The sequence below is a fragment of the Kitasatospora papulosa genome (genome assembly GCF_000717245.1).
Classification (GTDB): Bacteria; Actinomycetota; Actinomycetes; order Streptomycetales; family Streptomycetaceae; genus Streptomyces; species Streptomyces papulosus.
Genome location: NZ_JNYQ01000001.1, coordinates 484,677 through 499,843, shown reverse-complemented (window position 1 = coordinate 499,843; position 15,167 = coordinate 484,677). Strand labels below are relative to the sequence as shown.

Sequence of the window (15,167 nt, the reverse complement as noted above, 5' to 3'; positions counted from 1 at the left end):
GGGCATTGCCGAGCTATTCCGTGACCGGACGGCCCACGATTTCCCTCAGCCGTTCCTCGAACGGGATGAGGACTGCTTCTCGCGTATAGATGTCAGCGTGCCTGCGCGCTGCTTCACGCTGCTCCGGCGTGAGATCCCTGGCGGCCTTTCCGGCCGCCACCATTGATGCGGCCAGGGCATCCACATCGAGACCGTTCGCGTTGAACCACAGGGGATAGCCTTCAAGCACGTCTTGAGCGGCGATATCAGGCGCGTGCACGGAAACGATGGGGTGCCCGAACGCCATGTACTCAAAGATTTTTCCGGAGGTCACGTACTTACCGCCGCCGGCCAGGAAGACCAGAACATCGGCGTCCTCGTAGACCTGGCCCACATCCGTCTTGGACACCGGGCCGCAGTAGCGCAGACCGGTGTCCTCCTCACCGCGCTCGCGGGCGGCGTCGTCAAGCCCGAGGCGTATGAGCAGGGACTGCGGGCTGTTCTTGAAGAAGCCAAGGTGGCCATGGATCTGCAGCTCGGCGTCGGCAAGCTCCGGGTGCCGACGGGCCATCTTGAAGGCGTCAGCCATCTCCTCGACCGGCTGCTTGGCGGTCAGTGTGCCCAGGTAGGCGAATTTGAGCGGCCGCTGCGGCTGGTCGGTGGCGATCGGGGTTTCGCCCTGTTCCACCGCCCCGGCGGCAGGGATCACGTCGGCGTCCCAGCCGTTGGGGACTACCATCATGCGTTCCGCCACATCCGGGTAACGATCCGCGTGCCAGCCGCGCAGGGCTTCGTTCACGAAGACCGCGGCGGAGGCCTTCTCCAGGCACTTCCTTTCCCAGTTCCAGGCGATGTGGTCCTCAGGGAAAGCGGGCTCGTCCGTGAACAGGTCCAGTGTCCATGAATCGCGGTAGTCCATGACGAAGGGGACACCGGTGAGCCGGTTGAACAGCCAGGCGGCGCCGAAGGAGGCGAACGGGTTTCCGGTCGCCACGACCACGTCGAAACGCTTCCTGGCGTGCAGCTTCAGGCCGCGGGCCACTGACGCCCATGCCCACGAAGCGTAACGCTCGGGGAAGATCTTCTCCTGGCCGAACTCGTAGAAACGCTTCGCCATGAGCGGGAACGTACGACGCAACTTGCTGTAGCTGCGCAGGTCCTGCTGCCACGAATACTGATTCAGCGAGGGCCGCTCGACACGGATCCGAGGGTCGACCGTTTCCGAAAGCCCCTCGTCGACCGATCCGATGATGTCGTAGAGGAAGTCGAGGGGGGCGGCGCAGACCGTGACATCCCAGTCGTTCGCCGCCAGATGGTTAGCTGTTGCCCTGGCCCGGTATACGCCACTCGCACGAGACGGCGGGAAGTAGAAGGCCAGATACAGTACCCGGAGGCGTCGGCCACTACGGTTGTTCATCGAAGTCCCTATCGGAGGCGATCAGCGACTGCTGAGAGTTCGGGGTGCGTCGTAATCCAGGCCGTAGCAGACTCGCGGGGCGGCCTCGTTGCCCGCCCACGCACCCAGCAGCTGCACGGCACGGGGCACGGAGAGCGCGTCACTCACGACCAGCAGGTCGAGCCCCCCATGTGCCTCGAAAACTGCGCGAACCATACGGGCCCGCGCATCCGGCCACAACCGGCGGTGGAGAGGGACGAAGACCTTGCGGTGCAGCCTGCCGGCGACACCCCGCTCATACGACTTGAGCACCCGTCGCGCACCGCCGCGCAAGGGCCCTCGCCCGACGGCCCGGGCAGTCGCCCGCGGCGCCCTGTAGAGCACTGCGTGCTCCACCCGCCTCGGCAGATGGCGTGCCTCCAGCGCGGCCAGCGTGGTCACCACGACTCCGGGCGCGAACTGGGCACCGGCCCAAGCCTGCTTCTTACCTACGACCACCATGACCCGGGCACCGTTCGACACGGCCTCGGCTGACTCCTCCAGCACGGCGCGCTTCCGCGATCCGTCCAGGGCCAGGAACAGAACCTGCATGTCACTCCATCAATCGAGGGCGCCGGCGCATTCGGTACCCTCGCTCCGGCCCTGAGCCGATGCGGGGAACCAGAGCCGGTAATGAGCTTCAGCAACGGCCTCGTAGCCGTAGCGGCCTGCCAGGACTTCTTGGGCGTGACGCAGGTCCAGGCCGCGCTCGAAACGCTCGCGGAGCCTCCAGTAGCCCTCGCTGATCGACTCCGCGTTCTCTTCGACGTCGATAAGTTCGCCGGCATCTTCCTCTATGCCGGCGAGCGTCTCCTCGGGGCCGCCGCACCGGGTGACGAGGACCGGCATGCCCGCGGCCACCGCCTCCACCACGGTCATGCCGAACGTCTCGTAACGGCTGGGGTGCACCAGGAGATCGTGTTCCCGCATCAGCGTCAGCGCCTGCGCGGGCGGAACGGCTCCGAGGAATTCGACAGAGTCGGAAAGGCCCAGCTCCGCGACCCGCTCCGTGAGCTGCGCCCGCAGCTCACCCTCGCCCACCATGGTGAGCTTCAGCTGGGGATCCTTGGCGTGGCATTGAGCGAAGGCCTCGATCAGCCAGGCGACACCCTTGCGCGGGATCAGGCCGCCCAGGAAGAGCCACCGCTGCAGAGCGGTGACCGGTGCGGCGCGCTGTGTGTCGAACGAGATCGGGTTGGGAATCTGTTGGATCTTGTCCGCGTGGTGCGGGAACTCCGCAGCGAGCACATTCCGGATCGGGTCACCGACGGCGAAGAAGCCGTCGACCCGGTGCAGGAGCTCGTCGTACAGGGCGCGTGCTTCCGGTTCGGCCAGCACGCGGTCCAAGTAGGTGGCGTGCTCGGTGACGAACACACGGGCCCCGGGGCGGGCGTTCTGCAGGGCCGCCCACCCTCCGGGAAGCCCGACATGTGCGTGCACCACGGGCGCGTCGATGGGCTTGCCACCAAGAGCCGCACGCAACTGTCGTTCATGGTTTCGGGCCAGTGGCCCGAATTGCTGCGAACGCGGAGTGGTGACGGCGAGATGCACGAGTTGCGCACCCCCCACGGTCGGCACCGACCGGACAGCGAGAGGGGCCAGGGTACGGTTGGCGGCTTCCACCACTTCCACGGTGTGCTGGTCCATCCGGGAAACCCAGGTGTCGCAGTGATAGACGTCCATGCTGTCGCAGCCCGGAGCGGTCGCGTCGACCATGGCTTGGACGAACGCCCCTCGGAAAGGCAGCTGCCGCGAGGGGTACCACGGCGTGACAACAGCCGCGTCCCGAGACGCTGCCTCACTCATTTTTGACTTCTTCCCTAGCACAACCGGTAGGAAGACACTTTATCATCGGGGCGATTCCCAACAGTAATCGCGTCTCGCCCGCAGTTGCGTCGAGCGGCACCCTGTAAAACACGTAGCCTGCCGGTATCCATCTCTGCAAGGAGCACAAACACCGTGAAGGTCCTTAGCGTCGTCGGGGCGCGCCCTCAGTTGGTCAAGCTCGCGCCGATCGCTGCAGCGTTCGCCGGAACCGGGCATCAGCATGTAATCGTGCACACAGGCCAGCATTACGACGCGGACCTGTCCGATGTCTTCTTCTCCGGCCTGGGCATCCCCGACCCGGATGTTCACCTCGGCATCGGTTCCGGCAGCCACGGCACTCAGACCGGCGGAGTACTCACGGCCATGGATCCGGTGCTCGAAGCCGAACGGCCCGACTGGGTTCTGGTGTACGGGGACACGAATTCGACGCTGGCCGGTGCGCTCTCCGCCGTCAAGATGCACCTTCCGGTGGCCCACCTGGAAGCCGGCCTGCGTTCCTTCAACCGCCGGATGCCGGAGGAGCACAACCGCATCCTCACCGATCACGCGGCCGACCTCCTCCTCGCCCCGACACAGGAGGCCATGCGCCACCTCGCCGGCGAAGGGCTGTCCGAGCGCTCCGTGCTGGCCGGCGACGTCATGGTGGATGTATGTCTGCGCATCCGGGACGCGGTCACGGCCGGTGAGCACCCGAAGCCCGTGCTGCCGGAGGGCATCGACCCGGGCGCGCCCTACCTGCTGGCGACCCTCCACCGGCCTGACAACACCGACTCCCCTGAGCGGCTCGCGGCACTGCTCGACTCGCTGGCAGCTCTGCCCGTGCCGGTGGCTCTGCTGGCACACCCCCGCCTCGTCGCACGCGCCGAGGAACACGGTATCGATTTGAACCGCGGTTCCCTGCACGCCGGGAGGCCGCTCCCCTACGCCGGTCTGGTGGCCGCGGTCATGGGCTCCGCCGGTGTGGTCACGGACTCGGGCGGACTACAGAAGGAGGCCTTCCTCCTGGACCGCGTCTGCACGACCATCCGTCCGGAGACCGAGTGGGTGGAGACGCTTGAGGGTGACTGGAACCAGCTGGTTCCCGACCCGCACCAGCTCTCGGCCTCCGCATGGGCCGACATCGCGCTGCGCCCCACCCCGGCCACGGACCGCGGCCTGCCCTACGGCGACGGCAAGGCGGCCGAGCACGTGGTCGCGCTTCTGGAGCGCCACCGCCGCTGACCCGAAGCCCCGTGACGCGAGTACGTCCGCGCCCGTCGGAACGACGCGCGTCACGGGTCCCGGGCAGGCACCGACGCCGGTCAGTCCCTGGCCATCTCATCCGCGACGAAGTGACGGAGCCACTTCCGGAAACCGGGGCCAAGGTCTTCGCGTTCGCAGGCCAGTCCCACGATGGCCCGCAGATAGTCGCCTCGGTCCCCTGTGTCGTAGCGCCGCCCGTCGAAGACGACCCCGTGGACCGGCCCGCCCAGCTTCTCGTCGCCTGCCAGTTCCTGCAGGGCGTCGGTCAACTGGATCTCGCCCCCCCTGCCGGGTTCCGTCCGGTTCAGGACGCCGAACACGGATGGGTCCAGCACGTACCGGCCGATCACCGCGAGATTGCTCGGGGCGTCCGCAGGATCGGGCTTCTCGACGAGCCCGGTGATCCGGACGACGTCCGGATCACCGGTCCTCTCGGCGGCAGCGCAGCCGTACAGGTGCACCTGCTCAGGGGCGACTTCCATCAGCGCGACAACGTTGCCGCCTTCACGCCCCTGGACCTCGATCATCCGGGCCAGCAGCGGGTCGCGGGGGTCGATGAGGTCGTCTCCGAGAAGTACTGCGAACGGCTCGTCCCCGACGTGCGGTTCCGCGCAGAGCACCGCATGTCCGAGTCCCCTCGGGTCCCCCTGGCGCACGTAGTGCATCGTGGCAAGTTCACTCGATTCCTGGACCTTCAGCAGCCGCTCGGCGTCGCCCTTGCGCGTGAGGGCCGACTCCAGTTCGTAGTTGCGGTCGAAGTGGTCCTCCAGGGGACGCTTGTTACGACCGGTGATCATCAGGACGTCGGACAGACCAGCTGCGGCGGCCTCCTCCACGACGTACTGGATGGCCGGCTTGTCCACGACCGGGAGCATTTCCTTGGGCGTGGCCTTGGTGGCCGGCAGGAAACGCGTCCCGAGACCTGCGGCGGGGATGACAGCTTTCTTGATCATGTGTGCCCGATGCTCGCTTTCCTGGGCAACGAGAGGGCCCCGGCGCCGGGCGCCGGGGCCTCCTGTACGGAACGGACGGGCTCAGCCGCCGATGACGACGCGGCGGACACCGGCCCAGTTGGCCGGGTCCGTCGTGCGGCGTCCGTCGACCAGGACGCGGACGTCGGGGAGGTCGGCGGAGGCCAACTCGCGGTACTCCGCGTGGTCAGCCTGGAGGATCGCGGCGGTGACGGTCTGCTCCTCGTGCGGCACGAGGCCGTGCGCCGTCAGCTCGTCGGCCGTGTACATCGGGTCCGAGACGAACGGCACGGCGCCACGGGCCTTCAGCGCCTCCACGACGCCGAAGACACCGGAGAAGGCGGTCTCCTTGACTCCGCCTCGGTAGGCGGCACCCAGCACCAGCACACCGACGCCGTCCAGGTCGCCGTAGGCGGCGGCCAGCAGGTCCACGGAGTACTCGGGCATCGCGGCGTTGGCCTCGCGGGCCGAGCGCACGACGGTCGCCTCCGGGTCGTTCCACAGGTACATCCGCGGGTAGATCGGGATGCAGTGGCCGCCGACGGCGATGCCCGGCTGGTGGATGTGGCTGTAGGGCTGGCTGTTGCAGGCCTCGATGACCTTCTTGACGTCGATGCCGTTCTTGTCGGCGAACCGGGCGAACTGGTTGGCCAGACCGATGTTGACGTCGCGGTAGGTGGTCTCGGCGAGCTTGGCAAGCTCGGAGGCCTCCGCCGTACCGAGGTCCCAGACGCCGTTCGGACGCGGCAGGTCCTCACGGTCGTCGAAGTCGAGCACCGCCTCGTAGAACTCCACGCCACGCTGCGAGGACGCCTCGTCGATGCCGCCCACGAGCTTGGGGTAGCGGCGCAGGTCGGCGAAGACACGGCCGGTGAGCACCCGCTCCGGGGAGAAGACCAGGTGGAAGTCGCGCCCGGGGGTGAGACCCGAACCCTCGGCGAGCATCGGCGCCCAACGGGTGCGAGTGGTGCCGACCGGCAGCGTGGTCTCGTAGCTGACGAGGGTGCCGGGCTTCAGGCCTGCGGCGATGGCCTTGGTCGCGGCATCCATCCAGCCGAAGTCCGGGGTGCCCTCGGCGTCCACGAAGAGCGGGACGACGACCACGACGGCGTCCGACACGGCGACCGCGGCGGTGGTGTCGGTGGTCGCCGAGAGGAGGCCCGCTCCCACGGTCTCCTTGAGCTGGACGTCCAGGTCGTGCTCGCCGGGGAACGGCTCGGTGGCCGCGTTGACCAGCTCGACGACCTTCTCGTTGACGTCCGCGCCAATGACCTTGTGGCCCTTGGCCGCGAACTGCACGGCGAGCGGAAGGCCGATCTTGCCGAGCGCGACTACACAGATGTTCATCGGGTTACTTTCCTCTTCAGCCTGGACAGCATGTGGCGCAGCCGCTTGCCCGCGCCAGGTTTGATTTCCCACAGGGGCGCCGTGGTGATCACCAGTCGGCCCTTGGGGTTCTGGTTCGCCGACACCCTGTATGGGACCGCCTGCCGCCAGCGGCGGGCCAGGGGCAGCGGCTCTCCACCGGTCTTGACCGGGATCTCGTAAGTCGAGCCTGCCACGTCCACGTACAGGCGGACGCCGAGCTTGGCCTTCGCGGCACGGACCGGGATCCGGCCACGCACCGTGGTCGCCTGACCGTCGCCACTCACAGCGAGAGTGAACTCCCCCTCCGGCAATGAAAGTTCGTGACCAACTGGCAACCGGCGAGCACCGGGCTTGTCCGCACTCTTCGGCATGGCGCCCTTGGCCAGACGCACCGTGAGGGAGCCGGTGTCACCCAGGACACCCACCCGGGCGGTGAGGACCAGGTGCAGGTCGTCCCCGGACTGGTCCCACTCGGCATCGACCAGCTCGGTCCCTTGAGCCAGCCGCCCGGCCACGGACTCGCCGACCAGCTCGTAGTGCCGGTCGGGAAGCCTTGGTGCGGCACGGCGGAAACCGGGGTACATGGCGAAGGCCCGGCCGTCCTCGATCCAGAAGGGCGGAGCGCCGTGCCCCGCCTCCTCCGTGATGGCCCGTACCAACTCATCGACCGCGCCGACCTGGGCGAGACAGATCCGCACCCGGCGTGTGACGTCCAAGGAGTCCCTGAGCTCATCCGTGAGGTAGTCGTCGGCGAGCGTCGCGATCCCGTCACAGACCTCGCGCTGTGTGCCGGGGTCCAGCGTCGGGAAATCGTCCTGGATGAGCTTTGCGAGCTCCCAGGTGAAGTGCCGCTTGAAGAGCGCGTCCCTCTGCGGGCCCGCGGCCACGAGCGAGGACGCATGCCTCATGATCGCAGCCGTGCAGCGCAACCGGGACAGGTGGTTGGCCCTGTAGGTGATGTTGCTGGCGTCCCCGCGCTTCACCGCGTAGTAGTAGGTGTAGTCGGCGAGCACGGAGATCTTCCGTGCGCGGACGCACGCCTCGATGGTGAAGGGCTGGTCGCTCCCTACCGGCAGGTCCTCGGGGAAGCGCAGTCCATGTTCCTCCACCAGCGCACGTCTGAAGAGCTTGGTGTTCGCCAGCGCGAAGGGCAGCGCCGAGTCGTAGAAACTGACGTCCGGATCGCTCTTCTTGAAGAGCGCCTGGTGGACGTAACGACCGTTGGTGCCGACCATCTTGCCCACCACGACGTCGGAGCCGTGCTTGTCCGCACACTCCACCATGCGTTGCAGCGCCTCCGGACCGAGGTAGTCGTCGGAACCGATGAAGTACACGTACCGCCCCGTGGCCACCTCCAGGGCACGGTTGCTCGGCGCTGCCGGACCGCCGGAGTTCTCCTGGTGGAGAACCTTGACGGTGCCCGGGTATTCCGCCGCGAAGCGGTCCAGTTCCGCACCGCTCCCGTCAGTGGATCCGTCGTCCACGGCGATGACTTCAAGTCGGTCCACACCGATGCTCTGCCCCACGAGCGAGTTCAGGCACTCGGTGAGGTATGGCATCGTGTTGTACACGGCCACGACCACGGAAACATCAGGGTCGGTCAATTGGCCACGCCCTCGGTCTCTCTGTCCTCCAGTCGGACCGAGTGACCGGCCGACGCGGATTCCAGTACCGCGGCAGCCACCTCGACCGTACGCAGTCCCTGCCGCAGCGTGCAGATGTCGGCCGCCTCGCCCCGGACCGCGTCCCTGAAGAGCTCGTGCTCGACCAGCAGCGGCTCCCGCTTCGGGATCGCGTAACGGATCATGTCGCCCTCGGAGACACCGCGGAACGCCCGCAGCGCCTCCCATTCGGTGGTCACCGCCGCGTTCGAGTGGAACGTGAGGTCCGCGGTGAGGGTGTCGGCGATGTAGCAGCCGCGCTCGCCGGTGACCGACGTGAAGCGCTCCTTGAGCGGGCTCAGCCAGTTGACCAGGTGGTTGACCATGGTCCCGTCGGAGAGCTGGCCCACGGCGGAGACCATGTCCTCGTGCGGACGGCCGGACTTGGAGACGGTGTGGGCCGCGATCGACGCGTACGTACGGCCGGTCACCCAGCCCGTCAGGTCGATGTCGTGCGTGGCCAGGTCCTTGACCACGCCGACGTCCGCGATGCGGTGCGGGAAGGGGCCCTGGCGTCGGGTGACGACCTGGAAGACGTCGCCGAGTTCGCCTGCCTCCAGTCGGCTGCGCAGCGAGCGCAGTGCCGGGTTGCAGCGCTCGATGTGCCCGACGCCCGCGACCAGGCCGCGTGACTCGAAGGCCTCGACGAGGCGGCGGGCGCCCTCGACGGTGTCGGCCAGCGGCTTCTCGATCAGGGCGCAGACGCCCGCGTCGGCGAGCTGGAGGCCGACCTCTTCGTGCAGGGCGGTCGGGCAGGCCACGACCGCGTAGTCGATGCCGAGCGCGATGAGCTCGTCGACGGCCGACAGCACGGGGGCGCCCTGCGCCCAGCCGTTCTTGTCGCCCATCGGGTCGACGACGCCGACCAGTTCGACGCCTTCGAGGCCGGCGAGGACCCGGGCGTGGTTACGCCCCATGGAGCCGAGGCCGATCAGGCCGGCCCGCAGTACGGCGGTGCTCACAGGCTCTCCCCCAGTGCGTTCACTGCGTTCACGATGCGTTCGAGGTCACCCTCGCCGAGCGACGGGTGGACGGGGAGCGAGACGACCTCGGCGGCGGCCCGCTCGGTCTCGGGCAGGTCCCAGTTGCGGCCGGCCTTCTGGTCCGGCTCCCAGTACGGCTTCAGCCGGTGGATCGGGGTCGGGTAGTAGACGGCGTTGCCGATGCCCGCCTCCGTGAGCTTGGCCATGGCCGCCTCACGGTCACCCTGCACCCGGATCGTGTACTGGTGGTAGACGTGGCGGGCGCCTTCGGCGACCGGCGGCTTCGTCACGTTCGCGGCGGTGATGTGCGCGTCGAGGTACGCGGCGTTGGCGCGGCGCTGCTCGGTCCAGCCACCGACCTTGGTGAGCTGCACGCGGCCGACGGCGGCGGCCACGTCGGTCATGCGCATGTTGGCACCGACGATCTCGTTGGCGTACCGCTGCTCCATGCCCTGGTTGCGCAGGAGGCGCAGGGTGCGGGCGAGTTCGGCGTCCGCCGTGGTGACCATGCCGCCCTCGAGGGCGTGCATGTTCTTCGTCGGGTAGAAGCTGAACGTTCCGCCTTCGCCGAACGCGCCGACGGGGGTGCCGTTCAGGGCCGCGGCGTGCGCCTGGCACGCGTCCTCGACGACGGCCAGCTTGTGCTTCGCGGCGATGGGCATGAGCTTGTCCATGGCAGCCGGGTGACCGTAGAGGTGCACCGGCATGACGGCGGCCGTGCGCGGGGTGACGGCTGCCTCGACGGCGGCCGGGTCCAGGCCGAAGCTGCCGGGCTCGATGTCGGCGAACACCACGTCGGCGCCGACGAGTCGGACGGCGTTGGCGGAGGCGGCGAACGAGAAGGACGGGACGATCACCTCGTCGCCCGGACCGATGCCCAGGGCGAGCAGGAGCATGTGCAGCGCGGAGGTACCGGAGTTGACGGCGACGCAGTGGCGGCCGTCGACCAGCTCGGAGAAGCCCTCCTCGAAGGCGGCTACCTCCGGGCCCTGCACCACGCGACCGCTGCGCAGCACACGTACCGCGGCCTCGATCTCCTCTTCACCGATGACCGGGCGGGCAGCAGGAATCGGCTGCTCGTTGATGCTCGTCATGGACGTCCTCCTTGAACACCGCAAGAGCTCTTCACAGGCAGAGATCTGGGGTGCGGGACGTCTCACGAGGCCGCGCATAACCCCGCCGGCGCGAATGCCGACGCCCTACCGAGGAAACTGGGCCCGGTCGGTCCTGAACCGGGCCGGTCACCGACCGTAGTTCCCATACGGGAACTTCACAGCCAGCGACCGCCGTCACATTATCAGGGATTTCTCAGGTGATTTCGGGCCCGTTAACCGGCTACTGCATCAGTTCTGAAACAAAGCACGTGTCCCGCCCCGAAGGCTTCGGGGCGGGACACGGATCGATGAACAACCGGTTACGGAATGCCCGGCAGGCGAATCAGTCGGAGTCGGCCGCCGGGGCCGAAACCGTCACGGAAGGCGACGACTGCTCGGTGGCGACGGTCTTCTTCGCCGCCGCCTTCTTCGTCGTCGTCTTCTTCGCCGTGGCCTTCTTCGCGACCGTCTTGGTGGCGGTCTTCTTGGCCGGTGCCTTCTTGGCCGTTGCCTTCTTGGCGGTCTTCCGCGCCGCGGTCTTCTTGACCGGCGCTTCCGATTCCGTCTGTCCGGCATCCGAGGAGTCCGGCGTGTCGGATCCGGTGGCTGCGACGACCACGGCCGACGCCTCCTCGGTTCCGGCAGGCGAACCGGCCGGAGCGGTGGCCTTGCGGGTCGCCCGGCGACGGGCACGCGGCGGTGCGGCGGGAGCGGACTCCTCGTCGGCCGCCGGGGCCTCGGGCGCCTTCGTGTCCTCCGAGGGTGCGGGCGCCGGGGCCGCTGGGGCCTCGACGACCGGGTCCTCGACGGCGACGGGCTCCGTCGCGGGCTCGGCCGGCTGCACCGGAGGCGTCACGTCGGCCTGCTTGGGCGAGCCCGCCGGAGCGGTCGCCTTGCGGGTCGCCCTGCGGCGCGTCCGGGCCGGCGCGGCCTCGGCCTCGGGGGCGGCGGGTGCCTCCACCGGGGCCTCGGTGACCGGTTCGGACCGGGGCTTCTCCTCGGTAACCGGGGCCGCCGGAGCGGTCTCGGCAGCGGGAGCGGTCTCGGCAGCGCGGGCGGGAGCGCCGGCCGGAGCCGTCGCCTTGCGGGTCGCGCGCCGGCGGCCACGGCCGCGGGACGCCGCCGCCTCGGCCTCGGCCGGGCTGCTGTACAGCTCCTCGTCGGCCACGAACTCCGGCTCGGGCAGGGCCACCGGGGCGGCGACCTCGGCGGCCACCTCTGCCTCGGTCTCGGTCCCGACCTCGGCCGGCTGCTCGGCGTGCGCGTGCTCCTGGCCGTGCTCGTGCTCGTGCCCGGCGCCGCGGCCGCGCTTCTTGGACCTCTTGCCGCCACCGCCGCCCGTGGACGTGGGCTGCTCCATGTGGACGATCACACCGCGCCCGTTGCAGTGGACACAGGTCTCGGAGAAGGACTCCAGCAGGCCCTGGCCCACCCGCTTGCGGGTCATCTGGACCAGGCCCAGCGACGTGACCTCGGCGACCTGGTGCTTCGTGCGGTCGCGTCCCAGGCACTCCAGGAGCCGCCGCAGGACAAGGTCCCGGTTGGACTCGAGCACCATGTCGATGAAGTCGACGACCACGATGCCGCCGAGGTCGCGCAGCCGCAGCTGGCGCACGATCTCCTCGGCCGCCTCCAGGTTGTTCTTGGTGACGGTCTCCTCGAGGTTTCCGCCCTGCCCGGTGAACTTGCCGGTGTTGACGTCGACGACGACCATCGCCTCGGTCTTGTCGATCACCAGCGAGCCGCCGCTCGGCAGGTAGACCTTGCGGTCCAGCGCCTTCATCAGCTGCTCGTCGATGCGGTACGTCGCGAAGACGTCGACCTCGGACGTCCAGCGCGAGAGGCGGTCCGTCAGGTCCGGCGCCACGTGCGAGACATAGCCGTGGATGGTCTCCCAGGCGTCGTCACCGCTGACGATCACCTTCGAGAAGTCCTCGTTGAAGATGTCCCGGACGACCCGGACGGTCATGTCCGGCTCGCCGTACAGCAGCGTCGGCGCGTTCGAGCTGCTGGTGTTCTTCGCCTTCTTCTGGATCTCTTCCCACTGCTGCTGCAGCCGCTCGACGTCACGGCGCAGCTCGTCCTCGCTCGCGCCCTCGGCGGCGGTCCGCACGATGACGCCCGCGTCCTCGGGAACGATCTTCTTGAGGATGGTCTTCAGCCGGGCGCGCTCGGTGTCGGGCAGCTTGCGGCTGATGCCGGTCATGGAGCCCTCGGGCACGTAGACCAGGTAACGGCCGGGCAGCGAGACCTGGCTGGTCAGGCGGGCGCCCTTGTGGCCGATCGGGTCCTTCGTCACCTGGACGAGGACGGACTGGCCGGACTTCAGCGCGGTCTCGATACGACGCGGCCCGTGGGCCATGCCGAGCGCCTCGAAGTTGACCTCACCCGCGTACAGGACGGCGTTGCGGCCCTTGCCGATGTCGACGAACGCGGCCTCCATGGACGGCAGTACGTTCTGCACCTTGCCCAGGTAGACGTTGCCGACGTAGCTCGTCGCCTGCTCCTTGTTGACGTAGTGCTCGACGAGCACGTTGTCCTCGAGGACGCCGATCTGGGTGCGCTCGCCGCTCTGGCGGACGACCATGACGCGCTCGACGGCCTCACGGCGGGCCAGGAACTCGGCCTCGGTGATGATCGGGACGCGGCGGCGGCCCTGCTCACGGCCCTCGCGGCGGCGCTGCTTCTTGGCCTCCATCCGGGTCGATCCCTTGATGGACTGGACCTCGTCGAAGCCGGTGCCGGGCTCGCGCTCGGCCTCCTTCTTGCGGGGCTCGCGGACCTTGACGACGGTGCGCTCCGGGTCGTCCGTGCCCGTGGCCGTGTCCTCACCGGAGGCGTCACCGCTGCGGCGGCGACGGCGACGGCGACGACGGCTGCTGCTGGAGCCCGAGGCGGACTCGTGCTCGTCGTCCTCGTCGTCGTCGTGGGACTGCTGCGCCTCGTCCTCGGAGTGGTCCGCGGCGCTGTCGTCCTGCTGCTCCGCGTCGTCCGTGTCGTTGGCCTCGCCTCGACGGCGACGGCGGCCACCACGACGGCGACGGCGCGAGGGCCGGTCCCCGTACTCGTCCGTCTCGTCGCCCTCGTGCTCGGCGTCCGCCTCGGACTCCTGCTCGTCCTCGGCGGTGACGGCGGGCTGCTCGGCCGGAAGGGTGACCGGGGTGGCGGCCGGCTCGGTCTCGACGGCCTCGCCCCGACGGCGGCGGCGACGGCGCGAACCGCCCTGGGAGCCGGACTCGGACTCGGCGGGGGCGACCTCGGCAGTCTGCTCGGCCTTGCGCGGCGCGCGCTCGGCGGTCAGCTGCTCCTCGGTCTCGTCGCTCTCGTCGTACGCCGTGGCGGGGCCCGCGGCCGCCGCCGCGGCGGCGGCGGTCTCCGGGGTCTGGAACATCGGCTCGGCGAAGACCGGGGCCTGGAACACGGCCACTGCGGGGCGGGTGGCACGACGGCCCTTACGGGCGGGCTCCTCGGCCTTGCCGGTGAACTCGGGACGGCCCGCGGCGGCGGTGGCCCGGCGGCGCTGACGGCCTCGGGGCGCGGCCTCCTCGACCTGCTCGGTCTCGGTGGCCAGCTCCTCGGCGACGGCGGCGGGAAGGCTCTCGGCCTTCTCTGCGGCGACCTCGGCCACCTCCTCGGCGGGCTGCGGGGAACCGGCCGGCGCGCTCGCCTTGCGGGAGGCGCGGCGACGGGTACGCGCCGGCGGCGCGGCCTCGTCGGCCTCCTCGTTCCTGGCGGGCTCGGCGCGGGCGGGCTCGGCGCGGGCGGGCTCGGCGGCGGGCTCGCTCACCGGCTCGGCGACGATCTCGGCCGGGGCCTCGGCGGTCTGCGCACCCTGCGGCGCACCGGCAGGGGCCGAAGCACGGCGGCGGGTACGGCCGCGCGGGGCGGCCACGGGCTCGGCGGCCTCTTCGGCCGTGGCCTCGGGGGCCTTCACGGGCTCGGTCGCGGCGGTGTCCTGCGTGACGGTCTCGGCGGACCGGGGCGCACCCGCGGGAGAGGTGGCCTTACGCGTGGCACGGCGGCGGCCGCGGGGGGCCTCCACGACGGGGGCCTCGACGGTCTCCTCGGCCTCTTCGGCCTCCTCCTCGGCCGGTGCGGTCTCGGTGACCGGCTCCACGACCTCGGCGGCCTGCGGCGCACCCGCCGGGGCGGTCGCCTTGCGGACCGCACGACGACGGGCACGCGCCGGAGGCGCGGCCTCGACCGTTTCGGTGGTCTCCTCGGCCTCCTCCTCGGCCGGAGCGGTCTCGGCGACCGGCTCCACGACCTCGGGGGCCTGCGGCGCACCCGCCGGGGCGGTCGCCTTGCGGACCGCACGGCGACGAGGACGCGCCGGCGGCGCGGCCTCGGCCTCCGCCGTTCCGGCGTCGGCGGCCGGTGCGGCGGGCGTGACGTCCTCGGGGGCAGCCGCACCCGGCGCGCCCGACGGCGGGCCCGCGGGGCGGGACGCGGCGCGGCGCCTGCGGCGCGGCGGCAGCTTGTCCCCGGGGGCGTTGTTGTCCTCCGCGTTCGCGGGGTTTCCGGTGGTACCGGCTTCGTTCGGCTCGTGCATGCGGGCGGTTCTCCCGTCGCGCTCCCGGGCGCCGCGCCTTGTTCCGGTCCGACGC

At 69.9% G+C, this 15,167-nt stretch carries 10 protein-coding genes; 1 reads left to right on the top strand and 9 read right to left on the bottom strand.

Features of this window, described 5'->3' with window-relative positions; translation table 11 throughout:
- Positions 1-13: 13 nt before the first annotated feature.
- From IA22_RS0102080 to IA22_RS0102070, 3 genes are read right to left on the bottom strand one after another with little or no spacing between them, the layout of a single operon-like run.
- Complete coding sequence (locus IA22_RS0102080) at positions 14-1,396, bottom strand: glycosyltransferase (RefSeq protein WP_030122576.1); 1,383 nt, start codon at positions 1,394-1,396, stop codon at positions 14-16.
- Positions 1,397-1,417: 21 nt separating this feature from the next.
- Positions 1,418-1,966, bottom strand: a complete 549-nt coding sequence (locus tag IA22_RS0102075; RefSeq protein WP_030122575.1) for a hypothetical protein — start codon at positions 1,964-1,966, stop codon at positions 1,418-1,420.
- A gap of 9 nt (positions 1,967-1,975) precedes the next feature.
- Positions 1,976-3,130: a glycosyltransferase family 4 protein gene (locus tag IA22_RS0102070; protein ID WP_051694753.1), complete on the bottom strand. Its 1,155-nt coding sequence runs from the start codon at positions 3,128-3,130 to the stop codon at positions 1,976-1,978.
- A gap of 243 nt (positions 3,131-3,373) precedes the next feature.
- On the opposite strand from IA22_RS0102070, the gene wecB reads away from it, so the two are divergent.
- Entirely contained in the window at positions 3,374-4,462 is a 1,089-nt protein-coding gene (gene wecB / locus IA22_RS0102065) for a non-hydrolyzing UDP-N-acetylglucosamine 2-epimerase (protein ID WP_030122573.1), read from the top strand.
- An 80-nt stretch (positions 4,463-4,542) separates the two neighbouring features.
- On the opposite strand, the gene galU is transcribed toward wecB, so the two are convergent.
- The 6 genes from galU to IA22_RS0102035 form a co-directional block, all read right to left on the bottom strand.
- The gene (gene galU / locus IA22_RS0102060) at positions 4,543-5,436 is read right to left on the bottom strand and encodes a UTP--glucose-1-phosphate uridylyltransferase GalU (protein WP_030122572.1); all 894 of its coding nucleotides are present in this window, start codon (positions 5,434-5,436) and stop codon (positions 4,543-4,545) included.
- A gap of 81 nt (positions 5,437-5,517) precedes the next feature.
- Positions 5,518-6,801, bottom strand: coding sequence for a nucleotide sugar dehydrogenase (locus IA22_RS0102055; RefSeq protein ID WP_030122571.1), 1,284 nt, complete (start codon positions 6,799-6,801; stop codon positions 5,518-5,520).
- Complete coding sequence (locus IA22_RS0102050) at positions 6,798-8,426, bottom strand: glycosyltransferase family 2 protein (RefSeq protein WP_030122570.1); 1,629 nt, start codon at positions 8,424-8,426, stop codon at positions 6,798-6,800. Before IA22_RS0102050 ends, IA22_RS0102055 begins: the two co-directional genes overlap by 4 nt.
- Positions 8,423-9,445 carry a Gfo/Idh/MocA family protein gene (locus IA22_RS0102045; protein WP_030122569.1) on the bottom strand — a complete coding sequence of 341 codons (1,023 nt, stop codon included), beginning with the start codon at positions 9,443-9,445 and terminating at the stop codon, positions 8,423-8,425. Before IA22_RS0102045 ends, IA22_RS0102050 begins: the two co-directional genes overlap by 4 nt.
- Positions 9,442-10,560, bottom strand: coding sequence for a DegT/DnrJ/EryC1/StrS family aminotransferase (locus IA22_RS0102040; protein WP_014156303.1), 1,119 nt, complete (start codon positions 10,558-10,560; stop codon positions 9,442-9,444). Before IA22_RS0102040 ends, IA22_RS0102045 begins: the two co-directional genes overlap by 4 nt.
- Before the next feature lie 343 nt (positions 10,561-10,903).
- Positions 10,904-15,112 carry a ribonuclease E/G gene (locus tag IA22_RS0102035; protein WP_030122568.1) on the bottom strand — a complete coding sequence of 1,403 codons (4,209 nt, stop codon included), beginning with the start codon at positions 15,110-15,112 and terminating at the stop codon, positions 10,904-10,906.
- Positions 15,113-15,167: the final 55 nt, after the last annotated feature.

Bases quoted from the DNA above. Each gene is read 5' to 3' on its own strand.
- galU (WP_030122572.1), bottom strand. From the start codon at position 5,436: ATGATCAAGAAAGCTGTCATCCCCGCCGCAGGTCTCGGGACGCGTTTC.
- IA22_RS0102055 (WP_030122571.1), bottom strand. From the start codon at position 6,801: ATGAACATCTGTGTAGTCGCGCTCGGCAAGATCGGCCTTCCGCTCGCC.
- IA22_RS0102035 (WP_030122568.1), bottom strand. From the start codon at position 15,112: ATGCACGAGCCGAACGAAGCCGGTACCACCGGAAACCCCGCGAACGCG.
- IA22_RS0102080 (WP_030122576.1), bottom strand. From the start codon at position 1,396: ATGAACAACCGTAGTGGCCGACGCCTCCGGGTACTGTATCTGGCCTTC.
- IA22_RS0102040 (WP_014156303.1), bottom strand. From the start codon at position 10,560: ATGACGAGCATCAACGAGCAGCCGATTCCTGCTGCCCGCCCGGTCATC.
- IA22_RS0102075 (WP_030122575.1), bottom strand. From the start codon at position 1,966: ATGCAGGTTCTGTTCCTGGCCCTGGACGGATCGCGGAAGCGCGCCGTG.
- IA22_RS0102070 (WP_051694753.1), bottom strand. From the start codon at position 3,130: ATGGTCGACGCGACCGCTCCGGGCTGCGACAGCATGGACGTCTATCAC.